Annotated in this window: 15 protein-coding genes; 2 read left to right on the top strand and 13 right to left on the bottom strand. The window is 67.7% G+C overall.

Annotated elements, in window-relative coordinates; all coding sequences use genetic code 11:
* Positions 1-90 precede the first annotated feature (90 nt).
* Positions 91-828 (top strand): ABC transporter ATP-binding protein, encoded by a 738-nt coding sequence (locus tag OHB56_RS25320; protein ID WP_406355789.1) that lies wholly within the window; start codon positions 91-93, stop codon positions 826-828.
* Entirely contained in the window at positions 822-3,266 is a 2,445-nt protein-coding gene (locus OHB56_RS25315) for an FtsX-like permease family protein (protein WP_326754259.1), read from the top strand. Before OHB56_RS25320 ends, OHB56_RS25315 begins: the two co-directional genes overlap by 7 nt.
* A gap of 55 nt (positions 3,267-3,321) precedes the next feature.
* Here OHB56_RS25315 and OHB56_RS25310 read toward each other — a convergent pair whose 3' ends face one another.
* The 13 genes from OHB56_RS25310 to rplK form a co-directional block, all read right to left on the bottom strand.
* Positions 3,322-4,209: a hypothetical protein gene (locus OHB56_RS25310; protein WP_326754258.1), complete on the bottom strand. Its 888-nt coding sequence runs from the start codon at positions 4,207-4,209 to the stop codon at positions 3,322-3,324.
* Between the two features lie 195 nt (positions 4,210-4,404).
* Entirely contained in the window at positions 4,405-5,598 is a 1,194-nt protein-coding gene (gene tuf, locus OHB56_RS25305) for an elongation factor Tu (RefSeq protein WP_326754257.1), read from the bottom strand.
* Positions 5,599-5,753: 155 nt separating this feature from the next.
* Positions 5,754-7,880 (bottom strand): elongation factor G, encoded by a 2,127-nt coding sequence (gene fusA, locus OHB56_RS25300; protein WP_326754256.1) that lies wholly within the window; start codon positions 7,878-7,880, stop codon positions 5,754-5,756.
* Between the two features lie 39 nt (positions 7,881-7,919).
* Entirely contained in the window at positions 7,920-8,390 is a 471-nt protein-coding gene (gene rpsG / locus OHB56_RS25295) for a 30S ribosomal protein S7 (protein WP_055597737.1), read from the bottom strand.
* A 2-nt stretch (positions 8,391-8,392) separates the two neighbouring features.
* Complete coding sequence (rpsL, locus tag OHB56_RS25290; RefSeq protein WP_003948652.1) at positions 8,393-8,764, bottom strand: 30S ribosomal protein S12; 372 nt, start codon at positions 8,762-8,764, stop codon at positions 8,393-8,395.
* A gap of 380 nt (positions 8,765-9,144) precedes the next feature.
* Entirely contained in the window at positions 9,145-9,732 is a 588-nt protein-coding gene (locus tag OHB56_RS25285) for a DUF1707 and DUF4190 domain-containing protein (protein ID WP_406355786.1), read from the bottom strand.
* A gap of 165 nt (positions 9,733-9,897) precedes the next feature.
* Positions 9,898-13,797, bottom strand: a complete 3,900-nt coding sequence (locus OHB56_RS25280; RefSeq protein ID WP_326754254.1) for a DNA-directed RNA polymerase subunit beta' — start codon at positions 13,795-13,797, stop codon at positions 9,898-9,900.
* A 111-nt stretch (positions 13,798-13,908) separates the two neighbouring features.
* Entirely contained in the window at positions 13,909-17,394 is a 3,486-nt protein-coding gene (gene rpoB / locus OHB56_RS25275; RefSeq protein ID WP_326754253.1) for a DNA-directed RNA polymerase subunit beta, read from the bottom strand.
* Between the two features lie 624 nt (positions 17,395-18,018).
* Positions 18,019-18,402, bottom strand: coding sequence for a 50S ribosomal protein L7/L12 (rplL, locus tag OHB56_RS25270; RefSeq protein WP_326754252.1), 384 nt, complete (start codon positions 18,400-18,402; stop codon positions 18,019-18,021).
* 115 nt (positions 18,403-18,517) lie between these two features.
* Positions 18,518-19,048, bottom strand: coding sequence for a 50S ribosomal protein L10 (gene rplJ / locus OHB56_RS25265; protein ID WP_055592515.1), 531 nt, complete (start codon positions 19,046-19,048; stop codon positions 18,518-18,520).
* 377 nt (positions 19,049-19,425) lie between these two features.
* Positions 19,426-20,400, bottom strand: a complete 975-nt coding sequence (locus OHB56_RS25260) for a hypothetical protein (RefSeq protein WP_326754251.1) — start codon at positions 20,398-20,400, stop codon at positions 19,426-19,428.
* A gap of 166 nt (positions 20,401-20,566) precedes the next feature.
* Entirely contained in the window at positions 20,567-21,292 is a 726-nt protein-coding gene (gene rplA, locus OHB56_RS25255; protein WP_406355783.1) for a 50S ribosomal protein L1, read from the bottom strand.
* Between the two features lie 86 nt (positions 21,293-21,378).
* Positions 21,379-21,813: a 50S ribosomal protein L11 gene (gene rplK, locus OHB56_RS25250; RefSeq protein ID WP_055570301.1), complete on the bottom strand. Its 435-nt coding sequence runs from the start codon at positions 21,811-21,813 to the stop codon at positions 21,379-21,381.
* Between the last annotated feature and the right edge of the window lie 54 nt (positions 21,814-21,867).

Here is a 21,867-nt window from a genome sequence, read left to right as displayed (position 1 = left end):
TGGTGACCGCAGACGGTTTCGTGGGGTCATCGACGAAGAAGCCGCCCCGCCGGATGTGCGGGAGGTCCGGCACCCGAGGAGTGGGGACGAATGAACGACGACGCGATCCGGTTGCGTTCCGTCAGCAGACGGTACGGGTCGGGCGGCAGCACCGTGACGGCCCTCGACGAGGTCTCCCTCGCCTTCCCCCGGGGCAGTTTCACCGCCGTGATGGGCCCCTCCGGCTCGGGCAAGTCGACCCTCCTGCAGTGCGCCGCCGGCCTGGACCGGCCCACGTCGGGATCGGTCGCCGTCGGCGGCACCGAGCTGACCGGACTGAGCGAGAGGAGGCTGACCCTGCTGCGCCGTGAGCGCATCGGGTTCGTGTTCCAGGCGTTCAACCTGCTGCCGACGCTGACCGCCGAACAGAACGTGGCGCTCCCCCTGCGCCTGGCCGGCCGCCGCCCCTCCCGGGCACAGGTGCGCGGGGCGCTCGCCCGGGTCGGCCTCGGAGACCGGGCCCGGCACCGGCCCGCGGAGATGTCCGGCGGCCAGCAGCAGCGCGTCGCCCTGGCCCGCGCGCTGATCACCCGCCCCGAGGTGCTGTTCGGCGACGAACCCACCGGCGCCCTCGACTCGCGGACCGGCCGCGAGGTGCTGGCGTTGCTGCGCGGCATGGTCGATCGCGAGGGCCAGACGGTCATCATGGTCACGCACGACCCGGTGGCCGCCTCCTACGCCGACCGCGTGGTCTTCCTCGTCGACGGCCGCGTGAACGGTGAATCGGTCGGAGCGGGCGCCGGCGGCATCGCCGCGCGCATGACCGAGCTGGAGGCCATGCCGTGCTGAGTGTCGCCCTGCGCACCCTGCGCACTCGCCGGGTCACCTTCCTCGGCAGCTTCGTCGCGCTGTCGCTCGGTGTCGCGCTGCTCACGGTGACGGGACTGGCGCTCGCCTCCTCACTGGACGCGCCCGACCGCGCGCCGGAGCGGTTCGCCGCCGCGGCGGTCGTGGTCCGGGGCCAGGACACCCTGCGGGTGCCGACGCCGATCGGCGACCGTACGCAGGAGCTCGCGCAGCCGCGTGCCGTGCCCGCCGGGACGGTCTCGAAGCTGGAGAAGCTCGGCCGGGTCGTCCAGGACCGGTCCTTCGCGGTACGTGCCGAGGGCCGGCCCGGTGCCCTGGTGGGCCACCCGTGGTCCACCGCCGCGTTCGCCCCGTACGGGATCGATGCGGGCCGCGCGCCGCGCACGGCCGACGAGGTCGTCGTCACCGGCGGCTGGGCCGAGCCGGGCGAGCGGGTCCGCACGGACCGGGGCACCGTACGGGTCGTGGGCACCGTGCCCGACCGCGGCTTCGAGGACGCCGTCTTCTACACCGACGCGCGCGCCGCCCGGCTCTCCCCGCTCAGCGTGCAGTTGGTCGTCGACGCGGACGCGACGGCGGTGCGGAACGCGGTACGCGGCAACCCGGGCGTGCGCGTGCTCACCGGGGACGACCGCCGGTACGCCGACGCCGACCCCGACCGGGACAGCGAGGCGCTGACCGCGGCGAACTCCCTGTTCGGCACGGCCGGCGGTGTCACCACGTTCGTCTCGGTGTTCGTCGTGGCGTCCACCTTCGCCTTCGCGGTGGCCCAGCGGCAACGGGAGTTCGGGCTGCTGCGCACGGCCGGGGCGACACCGGGGCAGATCCGCAGGATGGTGCTGGCCGAGGCCCTCGGGATCGGCGTGCTCGCCTCCACGGCCGGCTGCGTGCTCGGCTCGTACGGCGCGCCGCACCTGGCCGCGTGGGTGGTCGACGGCGGACTGGCGCCGGCCTGGTTCACCATCGGCGACCACACCTGGCCCTACCACATGGCCTTCTGGACAGGGCTCCTCGTCGCCCTGTGCGGCGTGACCGCGGCATCCTGGCGGGCCGGCCGGACCGGCCCCGCGCAGGCACTGCACGAGGCCTCCGTGGACACCAGGACCATGACCTGGGGCCGGTGGCTGTTCGGTACGGGACTGCTGCTGACCGCCCTGGTGACGCTCGGCATCGCCCTGGCCGACGACCCCGGCGACCTGCTGCACCGCAAGACCTATGTGACCCGGCCGATGCTGCTGATCACCGCGGTGGCGCTGCTCGCGCCGGTCCTGGTGCGTCCGCTGACCCGGCTGTCGGCCTGGCTGCCGGGCGCGGCAGGCATGCTGGTGCGCGAGAACGCGGCCGCCGGGCTGCGCCGTACGGCCGCGCTCGCGGCACCCGTGCTGGTGACGGTCGCCCTCACCGGCTCACTGCTCGGCGCCACCGCGACCCTGAACGAGGCGAAGGTCACCGAGACGCGCGAGCGGACCACCGCCGCCTTCGTGGTCACCGCCCCGGACGGCGCGGGCTTCGACGCGCGGACCGTGGAGCGGCTGCGCGCCGTGCCCGGCGCCGAGGTGTCACCGACCTCGTCGAGCACGGTGTACGTCCTTGAGGAGGACATGGCCTTCCTCAAGTCCGACGCGCGCGCCGCCGACCCCGAGGCCCTGGCCGCCACCACCCGGCTGCCGCTCGCCGCGGGAAGGGTGTCCGGCCTCGACGACGGTTCGATCATCGTCAACGAGGAGTGGGAACGGCACTCCGTCGGCCGGAGTGTGCGGGTGTGGCTCGGGGACGGCACGAAGAGGACGCTGCGGATCGCCGCGGTGATGGCCACCGGCACCGGTGACAACGGCGTCTACGTCACTCCCGCCAACGCCCCCGGCGCCTCCGTCGACCGGGTGGACGTCGCCCTCGCCGACGGCGCCGACACCGGGGCCGTGGCCGCCGGGCTGCACGAGGCGGTGCGGGCGGCCGGCGGGCAGGTTCTCGGCAAGGACGAGTGGGTCGCGGCCGTCTCTCCCAAGTCCGACCCCCCGACCCGGCTCGGCCTTCTGCTGGTCCTCGGCATCGCCCTGCTCTACACCGGGATCTCCCTGGTCAACACCATGGTGATGGCGACTTCCGACCGGGTCCGTGACCTGGCGGTGCTGCGGCTGGCCGGGGCCACCCACGGGCAGGTGCTGCGGCTGGTCGGTGCCGAGTCGCTGATGGTCGTGGTGGCCGGCGCGCTTCTGGGGCTGGTCGTCGCCGGGGTCAACCTGGCCGGGATGTGGGCGGCGCTGGGGCTGCTCTCGGTACGCCCCACGCTCGGACTTCCATGGGCGACGATCGGGGTGGTCGTGGCCGCCTGCGCGTTCCTCGCGGTGCTCGCCTCGGTCGTCCCGGCCGGCCTGGCCCTGCGGCGCCGGGCGGTGGAACTCGCGGGCCTCCGCGAATGACCACCGTGCGACACCACCCTGGCGCGCCCCCGAACCGCTCACCCGGCGCGGTCTCTCAGTCCCTCTCCGGCGCGAACACCTCCGCCGCCGACGTGGCCGTGATCGCCCGGGTGAACCAGACATCCAGTGTGTCCAGGTCACGGCAGCCGGTGACGCGCTCCCGGTCCTCCTCCGACACCTCGATGCCCCGGCCCTGGAGCAGCCGAAGAATGTCCTCCACCCGGCCCTCCACCCGGCCCTCCGCACGGAGGTTCTGCGCGGTCTCCGACTGGAAGAAGGAAAGATCGGCGGCCATGAGATACCTCCAGAAATCTGCCGCCGGCGCCTTGCCGAGGCCTTGTTCGGTGAGTTCGATGAAGAGGCCCGCAGTGCTTTCGTCCTCGGCCAGCAGGCCTTTCAGCGCCGTCGCCAGCGCTTTCAGTATGCCATCGGCGGCCGGGTCGGCACGGTGCAGAGCCGCGGACAGGACCGTGAGCGGGATGTCGCGCGAGGCCTCTTCCGGGCTGTTGATCACCGGCAGGTCGTCCGGTCCCAGGACGAGAGGGCGGAGGGTGAGCGAGGGCCACTGCGGCGGACCGATGTCGACCTGCTGGGCCGCCCAGGCAGCCGTGCGCCGGTCGGCGCAGACTACGAGCAGGACCGGTGGCATGCGGTACTTCGCATACAGGTGCGAGAGGTAGTAGGCCCAGCTCGCGGGCTTGTCCGGGTCCTGTTTGCCCTGGGACTCGACCGCGAGGACGAAGCTGCCGTTGTCCGCGGTGTCCATCCGCAGCAGCGTGTCGACCCTCCGCTCCACCGGGCGCGTCTCGGTGAGATCGGTGGGCAGGGTGCAGGTCGTGACGGGGACGTCGAACAGGATTCCGCGGCCTTTGACGGCACGGGCGAAGAGGCCTGGATCTTCCTGGAAGATCCGGTGCAGGGCCTCATGGGATGAGCTGACCATGATCCGAAACTAAGGGCACCTCGCCACTCGCCGGCCGCATATGCCAAGGGTTCCTGCGATCGAGCGACAGGCACGGCACCGAGGTTGACTCCACCGGTTTCCGACCACGCGAAAGGGCCCGCACGACCGAAGTCGTGCGGGCCCTCTCAGGTGCTCGCAGAAGAGCTACCAGGTCCGATCAGAAGCAGCCGGAGCTTACTTGTTGATCTTGGTGACCTGGCCGGCGCCCACGGTCCGGCCACCCTCGCGGATGGCGAACTTCAGGCCCTCTTCCATGGCGATGGGCTGGATGAGCTCCACCTTCATCTCGGTGTTGTCACCCGGCATGACCATCTCGGTGCCCTCGGGGAGGGTCACGACGCCGGTCACGTCCGTCGTACGGAAGTAGAACTGCGGGCGGTAGTTGTTGAAGAAGGGGGTGTGACGGCCACCCTCGTCCTTCGACAGGATGTAGGCCTGGGCCTCGAACTCGGTGTGCGGGGTGACCGAGCCCGGCTTGATGATGACCTGGCCGCGCTCGACGTCCTCGCGCTTGATGCCGCGAAGCAGCAGACCGACGTTCTCACCGGCCTGGCCCTCGTCGAGCAGCTTGCGGAACATCTCGATACCGGTGACCGTGGTGGTGGTCTTGTCCTGCTTGATACCGATGATGTCGACGGTCTCGTTGACCTTCAGGACACCACGCTCGATACGGCCGGTGACGACCGTACCGCGACCGGTGATCGTGAAAACGTCCTCGACCGGCATGAGGAACGGCTTGTCGACGTCACGCTCGGGCTGCGGGATGGCCTCGTCCACGGCCTTCATGAGCTCGAGGACCGTGTTGCCCCACTCCTTGTCGCCCTCGAGGGCCTTCAGAGCGGAGACCTTGACGACGGGAACGTCGTCGCCCGGGAACTCGTACTCGGAGAGGAGCTCACGAACCTCGAGCTCGACGAGCTCCAGGATCTCCTCGTCGTCCACCATGTCGGCCTTGTTCAGGGCGACGACGATGTACGGAACGCCGACCTGGCGGGCCAGGAGCACGTGCTCCTTGGTCTGCGGCATCGGGCCGTCGGTCGCGGCGACCACGAGGATGGCGCCGTCCATCTGCGCCGCACCCGTGATCATGTTCTTGATGTAGTCCGCGTGACCGGGGCAGTCGACGTGGGCGTAGTGACGCGACTCGGTCTGGTACTCGACGTGCGAGATCGAGATCGTGATACCACGCTGACGCTCTTCAGGCGCCTTGTCGATCATGTCGAAGGCCGAGGCCTCGTTCAGGTCGGGGTACGCGTCGTGCAGCACCTTGGTAATGGCGGCCGTGAGGGTCGTCTTACCGTGGTCGATGTGACCGATGGTGCCGATGTTGACGTGCGGCTTAGTCCGCTCGAACTTCGCCTTCGCCACTGGGGTCCTCCTGTGGAGTGGTTCTGTACGCCTTACTCATCGGCGCCAGGTGATCTTTGCTGGAAAGCCCGGGGCCGGGGGCATTCCACCGGTTCTCGGTGAAATGCCCCAAGCAAGGCTCCGGGGTCAAGCCTAAAGCGTGTGAACGGAGACCGTTACTCGCCCTTGGCCTTCGCGATGATCTCCTCGGCGACGTTCCGCGGAACCTCGGCGTAGGAGTCGAACTGCATCGAGTAGCTTGCGCGACCCGACGTCTTGCTGCGGAGGTCCCCGACGTAGCCGAACATCTCCGAAAGGGGCACGAGGCCCTTCACGACGCGAGCACCGGCCCGCTCCTCCATGGCCTGGATCTGGCCACGGCGGGAGTTGATGTCGCCGATGACCTCACCCATGTAGTCCTCGGGCGTGGTGACCTCGACGGCCATCATCGGCTCGAGGAGCACGGGCGAAGCCTTGCGCGCGGCCTCCTTGAAGGCCTGCGAACCGGCGATCTTGAAGGCGAGCTCGGAGGAGTCCACCTCGTGGTAGCCACCGTCGATGAGCGTGACGCGAACGCCCGTCATCTCGTAGCCGGCGAGGATGCCGAACTGCATGGCCTCCTGCGCGCCGGCGTCCACCGAAGGAATGTACTCCTTCGGGATGCGGCCACCGGTCACCTTGTTCACGAACTCGTACGAGGCGTCGCCGCCCTCGATGGGCTCGATCGCGATCTGCACCTTGGCGAACTGACCGGTACCACCGGTCTGCTTCTTGTGGGTGTAGTCCACGCGCTCGACGGCCTTGCGGATCGTCTCACGGTAGGCGACCTGCGGCTTGCCGACGTTGGCCTCGACCTTGAACTCACGGCGCATACGGTCGACCAGCACCTCGAGGTGCAGCTCGCCCATACCACCGATGATGGTCTGGCCGGTCTCCTCGTCCGAGTGGACCTGGAAGGACGGGTCCTCCTCGGCCAGGCGCTGGATCGCGACGCCCAGCTTCTCCTGGTCGCCCTTCGACTTGGGCTCGATGGCGACCTGGATGACCGGCGCCGGGAAGTCCATGGACTCCAGGATCACCGGCTGCTTGTCGTCGGACAGCGTCTCACCGGTGGTGGTCTGCTTCAGGCCCATGACGGCGACGATGTCACCGGCGCCCACCGACGCGATCTCCTCACGCTTGTTCGCGTGCATGCGGTAGATCTTGCCGATGCGCTCCTTCTTGCCCTTGACGGAGTTCAGCACGGCGGTGCCGGACTCCAGGCGGCCCGAGTAGACCCGGACGTAGGTGAGCTTGCCGAGGTGCGGGTCGCTCGCGATCTTGAACGCGAGGGCCGACAGCGGCTCGTCCTCGGACGGCTTGCGCTTGACCACGACCTCGGGGTCCTTGACGTCGTGGCCCTCGATGGCCTCGATGTCGAGCGGGGTCGGGAGGTAGCGCACGACCGCGTCGAGCAGGGGCTGGACGCCCTTGTTCTTGAACGCGGTGCCGCAGAACACCGGGGTGACCGTGGTGTCGCTGGACTTGCCGGACGCGATGGTGATGCGACGGATCGCGGCGTGCAGCTGCTCCTCGGTGGGCTCTTGGCCCTCCAGGTACAGCTCCATGATCTCTTCGTCGTTCTCCGCGACGGCCTCGATCAGCTTGCCGCGCCACTCCTCGGCGGCCTCGGCGTGCGTGGCCGGGATGTCGACGACGTCGTACATCTCGCCCTTGGCGGCCTCGGCGGACCACACGAACGCCTTCATGCGGACCAGGTCCACGACGCCGTTGAAGTCGGCCTCGGCACCGATCGGCAGCTGCATGACCAGCGGCTGCGCGCCCAGGCGGTCCTTGATCATGTCGACGCAGCGGTGGAACTCCGCGCCGGTACGGTCAAGCTTGTTGACGAAGCAGATACGCGGCACGCCGTAACGGTCGGCCTGACGCCACACCGTCTCGGACTGCGGCTCGACACCGGCGACACCGTCGAACACGGTCACGGCACCGTCGAGCACGCGCAGGGACCGCTCCACCTCTACGGTGAAGTCGACGTGCCCCGGGGTGTCGATGATGTTGATCGTGTAGTCGTTGTCCTCGAGCGGCCAGTGACAGGTGGTCGCAGCAGAGGTGATCGTGATGCCACGCTCCTGCTCCTGCTCCATCCAGTCCATCGTGGCGGAACCCTCGTGGGTCTCGCCGATCTTGTACGACACGCCGGTGTAGAACAGGATCCGCTCGGTGGTGGTCGTCTTGCCCGCGTCGATGTGGGCCATGATCCCGATGTTGCGGACATGGGCCAGGTCAAGTGAAGTAGTAGCCATAAGGCTTCGGTCTTCTCTCGGTCTCGATGTGGGTAGCGACTACCAGCGGTAGTGCGCGAAGGCCTTGTTGGACTCGGCCATCTTGTGCGTGTCCTCGCGCTTCTTCACCGCGGCACCGAGGCCGTTGCTGGCGTCGAGGAGTTCGTTGAGCAGACGCTCGGTCATGGTCTTCTCGCGACGGGCGCGGGAGTAACCCACCAGCCAGCGCAGCGCCAGGGTGTTGGCACGGCCGGGCTTGACCTCGATCGGCACCTGGTAGGTGGCGCCACCGACACGGCGGGACTTGACCTCGAGGGTCGGCTTGATGTTCTCGAGAGCGCGCTTCAGCGTGATGACCGGGTCGTTGCCGGTCTTCTCGCGAAGGCCCTCCATGGCGCCGTAGACGATGCGCTCGGCGGTGGAGCGCTTGCCGTTCATCAGCACCTTGTTGATGAGCGACGTGACAAGAGGAGAACCGTAGACCGGGTCGATGATGACCGGGCGCTTCGGGGCGGGGCCCTTACGAGGCATTCTTACTTCTCCTTCTTGGCGCCGTAGCGGCTGCGGGCCTGCTTGCGGTTCTTGACACCCTGGGTGTCAAGCGAACCACGGATGATCTTGTAGCGAACACCCGGCAGGTCCTTCACACGGCCGCCGCGCACGAGCACGATGGAGTGCTCCTGCAGGTTGTGTCCCTCACCCGGAATGTAAGCAGTGACCTCGATACCGCTGGTCAGACGCACACGCGCGACCTTGCGCAGGGCCGAGTTCGGCTTCTTCGGGGTGGTCGTGAACACACGCGTGCAGACGCCGCGACGCTGGGGCGAACCCTCGAGTGCGGGCGTCTTGTTCTTCTCGACCTTGTCCTGCCGGCCCTTCCGGACCAGCTGCTGGATCGTAGGCACTACTTCTCCGGTTTCTGTGTGCCGAATGGTGAAGCTAACCTGGAACATTCACCGACCCACGCGGTCGGGTGTGTCGAATCTCGCGGACTCCCGCCGCAGGGCAGAAGGAAACGCATGATCGCGATGGCCGTTCACAGCCCCCAACGCGGGTGATGGCACGCATGGAAGCCAGGGCACACCCCAGGCACAAGGTCTGAGCGTACCTATAGCATTGGCTGCGGTCAAAACAAATGGGCCCTCACCCCATCGCCGCGCGAAGCGCGTGAAGCCCGAACACGGGTAATGATCTTCGAATGGGCGGTCTCCGGGCTTCCGGCCCCCGCCCGTACACCGGCCGGGCCCCGATCGGACCTCAGCCGTACGGCGCCCGGTCCTCAGCTTTACGAGCCGCCGGCCAGCAGGACCATCAGCACGAGCAGCAGGGCCCAGCCGACCGTGGACAGCCAGCCGAGCACCAGCCCGGTCATCGCGTACGCGTCGCCGCCGTCGCCCGTCCGCCGGATCTCCGCGCGGGCCGTGTGCCCGAGGATCACGGCCGGAATGCCGGTCAGGCCACCCGTCGCCAGGCACAGCACCCCGCACACCAGGGCCCCGACCGCCTTCTCGTTGGTCTTCGGCGGCCGGGACAGGAACGTCGGCGGCGCCATGGGAGCGAGGTGCTGCACCGCCGCAGTCTGCGGTACCGGGCCCTGCGGCAGATCGGCCACCAGCAGCGTCAGATCCGCCACCGTACGCGCCTGGTAGGCCCGCGTCACGCGCCGCTCGAGCTCCTGCTGGTCCAGCCGGCCCTCGGCGTACCCGGCCCGGAGCACGTCCACGGTGCGCTCCCGGTCCGCGTGCGAGGCCAGCATCGGAGGACCGCCCTGCGGCGGCCCGCCCGGCCCCACAGGTCCCCCCGGCCCGCCCCACGGCTGCGGAACACCCCGCCCCTGCCAGGGCTGCCACGACGGATACGGCGACTGCGACACCAGGTACCTCCCCCGACTGCACACGTCATCCCATCATGCGCCCCCGCGACGTCTTCCGGCACCGCAGGACGTCACGAAACCGGTACAGGTCATGAGAACGCCGCAGGGGCGGCCACCCCGTACGAAACGGGAGTGACCGCCCCTGCGGTACGTCGGACGACTCGCTTACTGGTTGTACGGACCGTAGTCGTAGTCCTCCAGCGGAACGGCCTGGCCGGAGCCCGTGCCGAACGGCGAGTAGTCGATGTCGTCGTAACCGACGGCCGAGTACATCGCGGCCTTGGCCTCCTCGGTCGGCTCGACCCGGATGTTGCGGTAGCGGGACAGACCCGTACCGGCCGGGATGAGCTTACCGATGATGACGTTCTCCTTGAGGCCGATCAGGGAGTCGGACTTGGCGTTGATCGCCGCGTCCGTGAGGACCCTGGTCGTCTCCTGGAAGGACGCCGCCGACAGCCACGACTCGGTCGCCAGCGAGGCCTTGGTGATACCCATCAGCTGCGGACGGCCGGAAGCGGGGTGACCGCCCTCCTGCACCACACGACGGTTCTCGGTCTCGAACTTCGACCGCTCGACCAGCTCGCCGGGCAGCAGCTCGGCGTCGCCGGACTCGATGATCGTCACACGGCGGAGCATCTGCCGGATGATGATCTCGATGTGCTTGTCGTGGATCGACACACCCTGCGAGTTGTAGACCTTCTGGACCTCGCCGACCAGGTGGACCTGGACGGCCCGCTGACCCAGGATGCGCAGCACGTCGTGCGGGTTGGTGGCACCCACGGTGAGCTTCTGGCCCACCTCGACGTGATCGCCCTCGCCGACCAGCAGACGGGCACGCTTCGAGATCGGGAACGCCGTCTCGTCGCTGCCGTCGTCCGGGGTGACGACGATCTTCTTCGTCTTCTCGGTCTCCTCGATCCGGACGCGGCCGGCGGCCTCGGAGATCGGGGCGACACCCTTCGGGGTACGGGCCTCGAAGAGCTCGACGACACGCGGCAGACCCTGGGTGATGTCGTCACCGGCCACACCACCGGTGTGGAAGGTACGCATCGTCAGCTGGGTGCCGGGCTCACCGATGGACTGGGCGGCGATGATGCCGACCGCCTCACCGATGTCGACCAGCTTGCCGGTGGCCAGCGAACGGCCGTAGCACATGGCGCAGGTGCCGACGGCGGACTCGCAGGTCAGGATCGAACGGGTCTTGACCTCCTCGACGCCGTGGTGCACCAGCTGGTCGATGAGCACGTCACCGAGGTCCACGTTGGCCGGCGCGATCACCTTGCCGTCGATGACGACGTCCTCGGCGAGCATGCGGGCGTACACGCTGGTCTCGACGTCGTCCGTCTTGCGCAGCGTCCCGTCGGCGTCGCGCTTGGCGATCCGCAGCTTCAGACCGCGCTCGGTGCCGCAGTCCTCCTCGCGGATGATGACGTCCTGGGAGACGTCGACCAGACGACGGGTGAGGTAACCCGAGTCGGCGGTACGCAGAGCGGTGTCCGCCAGACCCTTACGGGCACCGTGCGTGGAGATGAAGTACTCCAGCACGGACAGACCCTCACGGAACGAGGCCTTGATGGGCCGCGGGATCGTCTCGTTCTTCGCGTTCGACACCAGACCACGCATACCGGCGATCTGACGCATCTGCATCATGTTGCCTCGTGCGCCCGAGTTCACCATCATGAAGATCGGGTTGGTCTTCGGGAAGTTGTCGTTCATCGCCTCGGCGACCTCGTTGGTCGCCTTGGTCCAGATCGCGATGAGCTCCTGCGTGCGCTCGTCCTTGGTGATCAGACCGCGCTCGTACTGCTTCTGGACCTTCTCGTCCTGCGCCTCGTAGCCCTGGACGATCGCCTTCTTCGCCTCGGGAACGACGACGTCGGAGATGGCCACGGTGACGCCGGAACGGGTCGCCCAGTGGAAGCCGGCCGCCTTCAGGTTGTCGAGCGTCGCCGCCACGATGACCTTCGGGTAGCGCTCGGCGAGGTCGTTGACGATCTCGGAGAGCTGCTTCTTGCCGACCTCGTAGTCGACGAACGGGTAGTCCTCGGGCAGCAGCTCGTTGAAGAGCGCGCGGCCCAGCGTGGTGTTCAGCCGGAAGCTGTCACCCTGCTGCCACTCCGGCTCGCCCTCCTCGCGCGCCGGCGGCATCCAGCCGCGCGGCGGGATGGTGCCGACCGGGAAGCGGACGTCGATCCTCGACTGGAGCGACAGCTCGCCCGCGTCGAAGGCCATGATCGCCTCGGCGACCGAGGAGAAGAAACGCTCCTCGCCCTTGAGCTCGCGCATCTCGCCGTCGGTGGTGAGGAAGAACAGACCGAGGACCATGTCCTGGGTCGGCATCGTCACCGGACGGCCGTCGGCGGGCTTGAGGATGTTGTTCGAGGACAGCATCAGGATGCGGGCCTCGGCCTGCGCCTCCGCGGACAGCGGCAGGTGCACGGCCATCTGGTCACCGTCGAAGTCCGCGTTGAACGCGGTGCAGACGAGCGGGTGGATCTGGATGGCCTTGCCCTCGACCAGCTGCGGCTCGAAGGCCTGGATGCCGAGGCGGTGCAGCGTGGGCGCACGGTTCAGCAGAACCGGGTGCTCCGCGATGACCTCTTCCAGCACGTCGTACACGACCGTGCGGCCGCGCTCGACCATGCGCTTGGCGCTCTTGATGTTCTGCGCGTGGTTCAGGTCGACCAGGCGCTTCATCACGAACGGCTTGAACAGCTCCAGCGCCATCGCCTTCGGCAGACCGCACTGGTGCAGCTTCAGCTGCGGACCGACGACGATCACGGAACGCGCCGAGTAGTCCACGCGCTTGCCGAGCAGGTTCTGACGGAAGCGGCCCTGCTTGCCCTTGAGCATGTCGGACAGCGACTTCAGCGGACGGTTGCCGGGGCCCGTCACCGGGCGGCCGCGACGGCCGTTGTCGAAGAGCGCGTCGACGGCCTCCTGGAGCATGCGCTTCTCGTTGTTCACGATGATCTCGGGCGCGCCGAGGTCGAGAAGCCGCTTCAGGCGGTTGTTGCGGTTGATGACACGGCGGTACAGGTCGTTCAGGTCGGAGGTCGCGAAGCGGCCACCGTCCAGCTGCACCATCGGACGCAGGTCCGGCGGGATGACCGGCACGCAGTCCAGCACCATGCCCTTGGGGCTGTTGCTGGTCTGCAGGAACGCGGAGACGACCTTGAGGCGCTTGAGCGCACGGGTCTTCTTCTGGCCCTTGCCGGTACGGATGATCTCGCGGAGACGCTCGGCCTCCTCCTCGAGGTCGAAGGACTCCAGGCGCTTCTGCAGCGCCGCGGCACCCATCGAACCGTCGAAGTACGTGCCGAAGCGGTCACGCAGCTCGCGGTAGAGCAGCTCGTCGCCCTCCAGGTCCTGGACCTTGAGGTTCTTGAACCGGTTCCACACCTCGTCGAGGCGGTCGATCTCGCGCTGCGCACGGTCGCGCAGCTGCTTCATCTCACGCTCGGCGCCCTCGCGCACCTTGCGGCGCACATCGGCCTTGGCACCCTCGGCCTCGAGCTCCGCCAGGTCGGTCTCGAGCTTCTTGGCCCGGGCCTCCAGGTCGGCGTCGCGACGGTTCTCCACCTGCTGACGCTCGACGGAGACGTGCGCCTCCAGCGAGGGCAGGTCGCGGGTGCGGCGCTCCTCGTCGACGAACGTGATCATGTACGCCGCGAAGTAGATGACCTTCTCCAGGTCCTTCGGGGCGAGGTCGAGCAGGTAGCCGAGGCGCGACGGAACGCCCTTGAAGTACCAGATGTGCGTGACGGGCGCGGCGAGCTCGATGTGGCCCATCCGCTCACGGCGCACCTTGGCGCGCGTGACCTCGACGCCACAGCGCTCACAGATGATGCCCTTGAAGCGGACACGCTTGTACTTGCCGCAGTAGCACTCCCAGTCCCGGGTCGGACCGAAGATCTTCTCGCAGAAGAGTCCGTCCTTCTCGGGCTTGAGGGTGCGGTAGTTGATGGTCTCGGGCTTCTTGACCTCGCCGTGGCTCCACTGACGGATGTCGTCCGCGGTGGCCAGGCCGATCCGGAGCTCATCGAAGAAGTTGACGTCGAGCACTATGCGTCAATCCCTCTCAGGGTTGTAAGTCATGGGGTCTGATACGGGGGTCCTGGGGCCGGCCGGAGGTTCAGGGATCTTCATCGCCGAACCTCCTGGCCACAACTCCCGTCAGACCTCTTCGACGCTGCTCGGCTCGCGCCGGGACAGGTCGATGCCGAGCTCCTCCGCAGCGCGGAAGACGTCCTCGTCGGTGTCGCGCATCTCGATGGACATGCCGTCCGAGGACAGCACCTCCACGTTGAGGCACAGGGACTGCATCTCCTTGATGAGGACCTTGAAGGACTCGGGGATGCCCGGCTCGGGGATGTTCTCGCCCTTGACGATGGCCTCGTAGACCTTCACTCGGCCGGTCACGTCGTCGGACTTGATGGTCAGCAGCTCCTGGAGGGCGTAAGCGGCGCCGTACGCCTCCAGCGCCCACACCTCCATCTCACCGAAGCGCTGGCCGCCGAACTGGGCCTTACCACCCAGCGGCTGCTGGGTGATCATCGAGTACGGACCGGTCGAGCGGGCGTGCAGCTTGTCGTCGACCAGGTGGTGCAGCTTGAGGATGTACATGTAGCCGACCGAGATCGGCTCCGGGAACGGCTCGCCGGAGCGGCCGTCGAACAGCCTCGCCTTGCCGGTGGGGAGCACCATGCGCTCGCCGTCCCGGTTCGGGATGGTGTGCTGCAGCAGGCCGGCCAGCTCGTCCTCGCGCGCACCGTCGAAGACGGGGGTGGCGACGTTGGTACCGGGCTCCACCTTGTCGGCGCCGATGGTCTGCAGGCGCTCGGCCCATTCCTCGGCGAGGCCGGAGACGTCCCAGCCGCGGCTGGCGAGCCAGCCGAGGTGGATCTCCAGGACCTGTCCCGGGTTCATTCGGGACGGCACACCGAGGGGGTTGAGGATGATGTCGACCGGGGTGCCGTCCTCCAGGAACGGCATGTCCTCGATCGGCAGGATCTTCGAGATGACGCCCTTGTTGCCGTGACGGCCGGCGAGCTTGTCACCGTCGGTGATCTTGCGCTTCTGCGCGACGTAGACGCGCACCAGCTGGTTCACACCGGGGGGAAGCTCGTCGCCCTCCTCACGGTCGAAGACGCGCACGCCGATGATCTTGCCGATCTCGCCGTGCGGCACCTTCAGCGAGGTGTCGCGGACCTCGCGGGCCTTTTCGCCGAAGATCGCGCGCAGCAGGCGCTCCTCGGGGGTCAGCTCGGTCTCACCCTTGGGCGTGACCTTGCCGACGAGGATGTCACCGGCGACGACCTCGGCACCGATGCGGATGATGCCGCGCTCGTCGAGGTCGGCGAGGACCTCCTCGGAGACGTTCGGGATGTCCCGGGTGATCTCCTCGGGGCCGAGCTTGGTGTCACGGGCGTCGACCTCGTGCTCCTCGATGTGGATCGAGGAGAGGACGTCGTCCTGGACGAGGCGCTGCGACAGGATGATCGCGTCCTCGTAGTTGTGACCCTCCCACGGCATGAACGCGACCAGCAGGTTCTTGCCGAGCGCCATCTCGCCGTTCTCGGTGGCCGGACCGTCGGCCAGGACCTGGCCTTCGATGACGCGGTCGCCCTCGTTGACGATGACCTTCTGGTTGACCGAGGTGCCCTGGTTGGAGCGGGCGAACTTGGCCAGGCGGTACGTGATGTACGTGCCGTCGTCGTTGGTCGTGGTGATGTAGTCCGCGGAGACCTCCTGGACCACACCCGCCTTCTCGGCCTTGACCACGTCACCGGCGTCGGCGGCGGAGCGGTACTCCATGCCGGTGCCGACGAGCGGGGACTCGGACCTGATCAGCGGCACGGCCTGACGCATCATGTTCGCGCCCATGAGGGCACGGTTGGCGTCGTCGTGCTCCAGGAAGGGGATCATGGCGGTCGCGACCGACACCATCTGGCGCGGCGAGACGTCCATGTAGTCGACCTCGTCGGGGCTGACGTAGTCGACCTCGCCGCCCTTGCGGCGGACCAGTACGCGGGCCTCGGCGAACCGCATGTCGTCACTCAGCGGGGCGTTGGCCTGCGCGATGACGAAGCGGTCCTCCTCGTCTGCGGTCAGGTAGTCGACGTCGTCGGTGACCTGGCCGTCGCTCACATTGCGGTAGGGGGTCTCGACGAAACCGAACGCGTTGACCCGGCCGTAGGAGGCGAGCGAGCCGATCAGACCGATGTTCGGGCCTTCGGGCGTCTCGATCGGGCACATGCGGCCGTAGTGCGAGGGGTGCACGTCACGGACCTCGAAGCCGGCCCGCTCACGGGAGAGACCACCCGGGCCGAGCGCGGACAGACGACGCTTGTGCGTCAGCCCGGACAGCGGGTTGTTCTGGTCCATGAACTGCGACAGCTGGCTGGTGCCGAAGAACTCCTTGATGGAGGCGACGACCGGCCGGATGTTGATCAGGGTCTGCGGCGTGATCGCCTCGACGTCCTGCGTGGTCATGCGCTCACGCACGACGCGCTCCATACGGGCCAGACCCGTACGGACCTGGTTCTGGATGAGCTCGCCGACGCTGCGCAGGCGGCGGTTGCCGAAGTGGTCGATGTCGTCCGTCTCGACGACGATCGTCTGGCCGCTGTCACCGACGGTCTCGATCTCGCCGGCGTGCAGCTTCACCAGGTACTTGATCGTCGAGATGACGTCCTCGACGGTCAGCACGCCCGCGTCGAGCGGCGCGTCGGCACCCAGCTTCTTGTTGACCTTGTAGCGGCCGACCTTGGCCAGGTCGTAGCGCTTGGGGTTGAAGTAGAGGTTCTCGAGCAGCGTCTGCGCGGCCTCACGGGTGGGGGGCTCGCCCGGACGCAGCTTGCGGTAGATGTCGAGCAGCGCGTCGTCCTGGCCCTGGGTGTGGTCCTTCTCCAGGGTGGCGCGCATGGACTCGTACTCGCCGAACTCCTCGAGGATCTGCTCGGTGGTCCAGCCGAGCGCCTTGAGCAGGACGGTGACGGACTGCTTGCGCTTGCGGTCGACGCGGACGCCGACCATGTCGCGCTTGTCGATCTCCATCTCCAGCCAGGCACCCCGGGACGGGATGATCTTGGCGGAGAAGATGTCCTTGTCGGACGTCTTGTCGATGCTGGAGTCGAAGTAGACACCCGGCGAACGGACCAGCTGCGACACCACGACACGCTCGGTGCCGTTGATGACGAAGGTGCCCTTGTTCGTCATGAGCGGGAAGTCGCCCATGAAGACGGTCTGGGACTTGATCTCGCCGGTCTCGTTGTTGGTGAACTCGGCGGTGACGAAGAGCGGCGCCGCATACGTGAAGTCGCGGTCCTTGCACTCGTCGATGGAGTTCTTGGGCGGCTCGAAGCGGTGGTCGCGGAAGGTCAGCGACATCGACCCGGAGAAGTCTTCGATCGGGGAGATCTCCTCGAAGATCTCCTCCAGTCCGGACTTGGTGGGGACGTCCTGACCGTTCTCCAGAGCGTCCTCGACGCGAGCCTTCCAGGCGTCGTTGCCGAGCAGCCAGTCGAAGCTCTCGGTCTGCAGCGCGAGAAGGTTCGGAACCTCGAGGGGCTCCTTGATCTTTGCAAAAGAGATGCGCAGCGGGGCAGTGCTGGCAGCGTTGTTCGTATTCGCGGTCGAGGCATTGCGCGAGGCGGCCAAGAGGGGGTCCTTCCGAGGGCTCGGACTCACTACGCGCGTACCGGCCCCCCACGGGACACCACGGCAGACACTTCGCTTCCCGGCGGAAAAGGCCAGGTCAGAGAGGCTCTGATCGTCAGTGCTCAAGTGAGGGCATGCCCCTGGTGACGGGCAGGGGACAGCTAACAGGCAGCGCAAAGGGTCAGTGTAGCCACTTGGCACACTGATGTCCAGTGCGGGTTTTCAAGACCCTCGGAGGCCCTCGTTGCTCTCAACTCCTGTGACACGGTCATGCCCTCAGCGCACCGTGATACTGCCCTCTTCGTCGCCGATCCATGCCTCGGATTCGGATCCTTGTGACGACGCGTCCTGAGAATTGCGCGCCACGTGCGGTTCGTCAAGGCCCCCTTGCCCGAACCACCTTTCGACAGGCGATCCTTCGTGGCCCGCACAGGGCCACGACGAAGATCACCCTACCCCCCGCCGTCCCGGGTTCGAGGCAACCGCCACCGGTCCCGGAGACACCGAGGAGCGACCACCCGGATGGATGATCGCTCCTCGGCACTTACGCGTTACACGCCCTGGTGGACGCGGTGCGGATCCGGCGCTGCCGGACCGCGGGAGTCCTGTCGGACCCGGAAGGTCTTACTTGACCTCGACGGAGGCGCCGGCGCCCTCGAGGGCCTCCTTGGCCTTCGTAGCGGCTTCCTTGTTGACCTTCTCGACGACGGCCTTCGGCGCACCGTCGACCAGGTCCTTGGCCTCCTTCAGGCCGAGGGAGGTCAGCTCGCGCACGACCTTGATGACCTGGATCTTCTTGTCGCCGGCACCCGTGAGGATGACGTCGAACTCGTCCTGCTCGGCCTCGGCCTCGACCGGGGCGCCCGGGGCGGCGGGGCCGGCCACGGCGACCGCGGCGGCGGCGGTGACGTCGAACTTCTCCTCGAATGCCTTCACGAACTCGGAGAGCTCGATGAGGGTCATGCCCTCGAACTGGGCCAGCAGCTCGTCCTGGGTGAGCTTCGCCATGATGGCGGTCCTTCCACTAAATCGGCAGGTGCCGGGTGTACTGGGTGAGGCGGGCGTACGTCGGGCCCGCTATGACCCTTGCCTCATGTCGGCGAGGGCCGGAAAGCGAGCCGAATTACTCGGCACCGCCCTGCTCGTCCTGCTTGGCGCGAAGCGCGTCCACGGTGCGGACGAGCTTCGACGGAAGCGCCTGGAAGAGCTGAGCAGCCTGGGACTGCTTGCCCTTGAAGGCACCCGCCAGCTTGGAGAGCAGAACCTCGCGGGACTCGAGGTCCGCGAGCTTCTTGATCTCGTCGGCGGACAGCGCCTTGCCGTCAAGGACACCGCCCTTGATGACGAGATTCGGGTTGTCCTTGGCGAAGTCACGAAGACCCTTCGCCGACTCCACCGGGTCACCGGTGACGAAGGCGACTGCCGTCGGACCGTTGAACAGGTCGTCCAGCGTCGTGATCCCGGCCTCGTTGGCCGCGATCTTGGTCAGCGTGTTCTTCACCACGGCGTACTGGGCGTTCTCACCGAGCGAACGGCGCAGCTGCTTGAGCTGGGCCACGGTGAGACCGCGGTACTCGGTCAGCACAGCGGCGCTCGAGTTGCGGAACTGATCCGTCAGCTCGGCGACCGCGGCAGCCTTGTCGGGCCTCGCCATAGAGTTTCGGCCTCCTTCCGGGTGATTCGGACCGCGCGGACCCGAAGGAGGACTGGGGAAAACGAAACGCCCCGGGCGCAGGCGCACGGGGCGAGGCTCAACCGGTATTCGCTTCCTCGCGGTCGCGAAGTCCGGGAACTCTTCCACTGACACCTGCGCGGGTCGTCCGCAGTTCAGCGGATCCTTCGGCCACCGCACCCTCTTGCGAGCGAGCGGCAACGACCAGCGGTCTTTGGCTTCTTGTGGAGAGTACGGGACCGGATCGCCATGAGGCAAATCCGGTCCCGCCGGGACGTTCGGGACGGATCTTCGGGACGGACGACGGACCGTCAGGACGGCCTCTCCTGACGGTCGAACCGTCGGAACGGTTCCGGCACTCAGACGTCGGCCCCGGCGTCCGCTCCGATGTCCGAGAGCCCTTCTCCGAGGCCCTGCAGCATCTCGAAGAGGTCGACCGTGTCCTTGGCCGGCGGTGCCTCGACCGTCGCCCGGGCCCCGTAGTCGGAGTAGTGCGTGGTGATGTCGACCGTGCCCTCGTCCGACTTCATGCCGAGGACCATCTTGACCGGGTAATCGTCCTCGTTGACCCAGACCTCGGTGTCGTAGCCCTTCACGCCCGACTTCTCGGCGTTGGCGATGAGCTCCTCGCGCTCCTCCTCGGAGAGGAAGTCGAGGGACCCGTTGCCCTTGACGATCTCCTCGAAGGTCAGGGTGCCCTTGTAGCGCTGCGCCTGGACGCCGTCGACCTTCTGCGGGCCGACGTGCTTCAGGTTCGGCGACTCGAGCAGCAGGGCCAGCTGCTGGGCCGGGTCCTGGTTCATGCTCTCCAGGCTGCCGGTGATCTGCTTCTGCAGTTCCTTGCTCCCGGCCTCCTCGGCAATGGCCCGGAAGTCCAGCTTCATCCAGCGCTTGCCGTCCATCTCGGCGGCCTGCTTCGCACCCATGTCCGCGTACATGACGTTGTCCAGCATGATCATGCGGATCTCGGAGGGCCCGTCGGAATCGAGCCCCGCGAGGTCGGATCCCTTGATGGTCATATCCATGACCGCGGGGTCCCAGCCCTGGACTCCGGTCATCTCCATGGTGCCGTCGCCCGCGGCGCCCGCCATGTCCCCCATGCCCTGCATGCTCGCGGGCATCGACATGGTCATCCGGACCTTGGCGGACTTCGCCTCCGTCGTCTTCTTGAAGGCGGCCTGAAGGACCTCGGTCGCCTCGCCCCGGGACAGGACCTTGGGCTCCGCCGCCTTGCCCTTCGTGCCCCCGTCACCGGCCTGGCAGCTCGTGACACCCGCGACGACCGTCACGGCCGCCACGCAGACACTCGCGCGCTTCCATGCGGACATGCCCATGCATCCCACCCCTGGTTGTTTCGCCTGCTCAGTCAAGTCCGTTGAACCGTAACCCACCTGACTGACACTGCTGTACGAAAAAACCCGCCCCCGCGCCGTGGAAGGCGCGGGGGCGGGTTCGGGGTGTGCTCGGTGAGCGGCGGGCCGGACGGGCCGACCCGAGGGCTCAGACCGCCGCCGGGTCCTCCTCGACGAGGAGGTTGCGGGTGCGGTTCGAGTCGAGCGGAATGCTGGGGCCGATCGTGGTGGTGATCGTGGCCTTCTTGATGTACCGGCCCTTCGCGGCGGACGGCTTCAGACGGAGGATCTCGTCCAGCGCGGCGCCGTAGTTCTCCACCAGCTTGGTGTCGTCGAAGGACGTCTTGCCGATGATGAAGTGCAGGTTCGAGTGCTTGTCGACGCGGAACTCGATCTTGCCACCCTTGATGTCGTTGACAGCCTTGGTGACGTCCGGGGTGACGGTGCCGGTCTTGGGGTTCGGCATGAGACCGCGGGGACCGAGCACGCGGCCGAGGCGGCCGACCTTGCCCATGAGGTCCGGGGTGGCGACGACGGCGTCGAAGTCCAGACGGCCCTTCGACACCTCGTCGATCAGTTCGTCGGCGCCGACGATGTCGGCGCCCGCGGCACGCGCGGCCTCGGCACGGTCGCCGGTCGCGAAGACCAGGACCCGGGCGGTCTTGCCGGTGCCGTGCGGGAGGTTCACGGTGCCACGGACCATCTGGTCGGCCTTGCGCGGGTCAACGCCCAGGCGGAAGGCGACCTCGACGGTGCCGTCGAACTTCGAGGTGGAGGTCTCCTTGGCGAGACGGACGGCCTCGAGCGGGGCGTACAGCTTCTCCCGGTCGACCTTGGCGTCCGCAGCGCGGAGAGACTTGCTGCGCTTGCTCACGTATTGCTCCTGTGGGTTCTTAGGAGTCGTGGTCCGGGCCGAGCGGGCCCTTCCACACTTCTGCTTGGCTTACGGGGGGGTGGAGGTCAGCCCTCGACCGTGACGCCCATGGAACGGGCGGTGCCGGCGATGATCTTCGACGCGGCGTCCAGGTCGTTGGCGTTGAGGTCGGGCAGCTTGGTCGTGGCGATCTCACGGACCTGGGCAGCGGTGATCTTCGCGACCTTGGTCTTGTGCGGCTCGCCGGAGCCCTTCTCCACACCCGCGGCCTTGAGGATCATCTTCGCGGCCGGCGGGGTCTTGGTGATGAAGGTGAAGGAACGGTCCTCGTAGACCGTGATCTCCACCGGGATGACCCAGCCGCGCTGCGACTCGGTCGCGGCGTTGTAGGCCTTGCAGAACTCCATGATGTTGACGCCGTGCTGACCCAGCGCGGGGCCGACCGGCGGAGCCGGGTTGGCGGCACCGGCCTGGATCTGGAGCTTGATGAGCCCCGTGACCTTCTTCTTCTTGGGAGGCATGACTCTCCGGGTCCTTTCGATTCGGGTCCTGCCCGCGTACCGGGAATCACCCGG

Origin of the sequence: Streptomyces sp. NBC_01635 (assembly GCF_045209715.1) — a bacterium.
GTDB classification, from domain to species: Bacteria; Actinomycetota; Actinomycetes; order Streptomycetales; family Streptomycetaceae; genus Streptomyces; species Streptomyces hirsutus.
The sequence above is the reverse complement of the archived record's forward strand: the minus strand, read 5'-3'. Positions and strand labels throughout refer to the sequence as shown.

What these genes read in the sequence shown, in the direction of transcription:
- OHB56_RS25320 (WP_406355789.1), top strand. Translation starts at nt 91, where the DNA reads ATGAACGACGACGCGATCCGGTTGCGTTCCGTCAGCAGACGGTACGGG.
- OHB56_RS25310 (WP_326754258.1), bottom strand. Translation starts at nt 4,209, where the DNA reads ATGGTCAGCTCATCCCATGAGGCCCTGCACCGGATCTTCCAGGAAGAT.
- fusA (WP_326754256.1), bottom strand. Translation starts at nt 7,880, where the DNA reads ATGGCTACTACTTCACTTGACCTGGCCCATGTCCGCAACATCGGGATC.
- rpsG (WP_055597737.1), bottom strand. Translation starts at nt 8,390, where the DNA reads ATGCCTCGTAAGGGCCCCGCCCCGAAGCGCCCGGTCATCATCGACCCG.
- rplL (WP_326754252.1), bottom strand. Translation starts at nt 18,402, where the DNA reads ATGGCGAAGCTCACCCAGGACGAGCTGCTGGCCCAGTTCGAGGGCATG.
- rplJ (WP_055592515.1), bottom strand. Translation starts at nt 19,048, where the DNA reads ATGGCGAGGCCCGACAAGGCTGCCGCGGTCGCCGAGCTGACGGATCAG.
- OHB56_RS25260 (WP_326754251.1), bottom strand. Translation starts at nt 20,400, where the DNA reads ATGGGCATGTCCGCATGGAAGCGCGCGAGTGTCTGCGTGGCGGCCGTG.
- rplK (WP_055570301.1), bottom strand. Translation starts at nt 21,813, where the DNA reads ATGCCTCCCAAGAAGAAGAAGGTCACGGGGCTCATCAAGCTCCAGATC.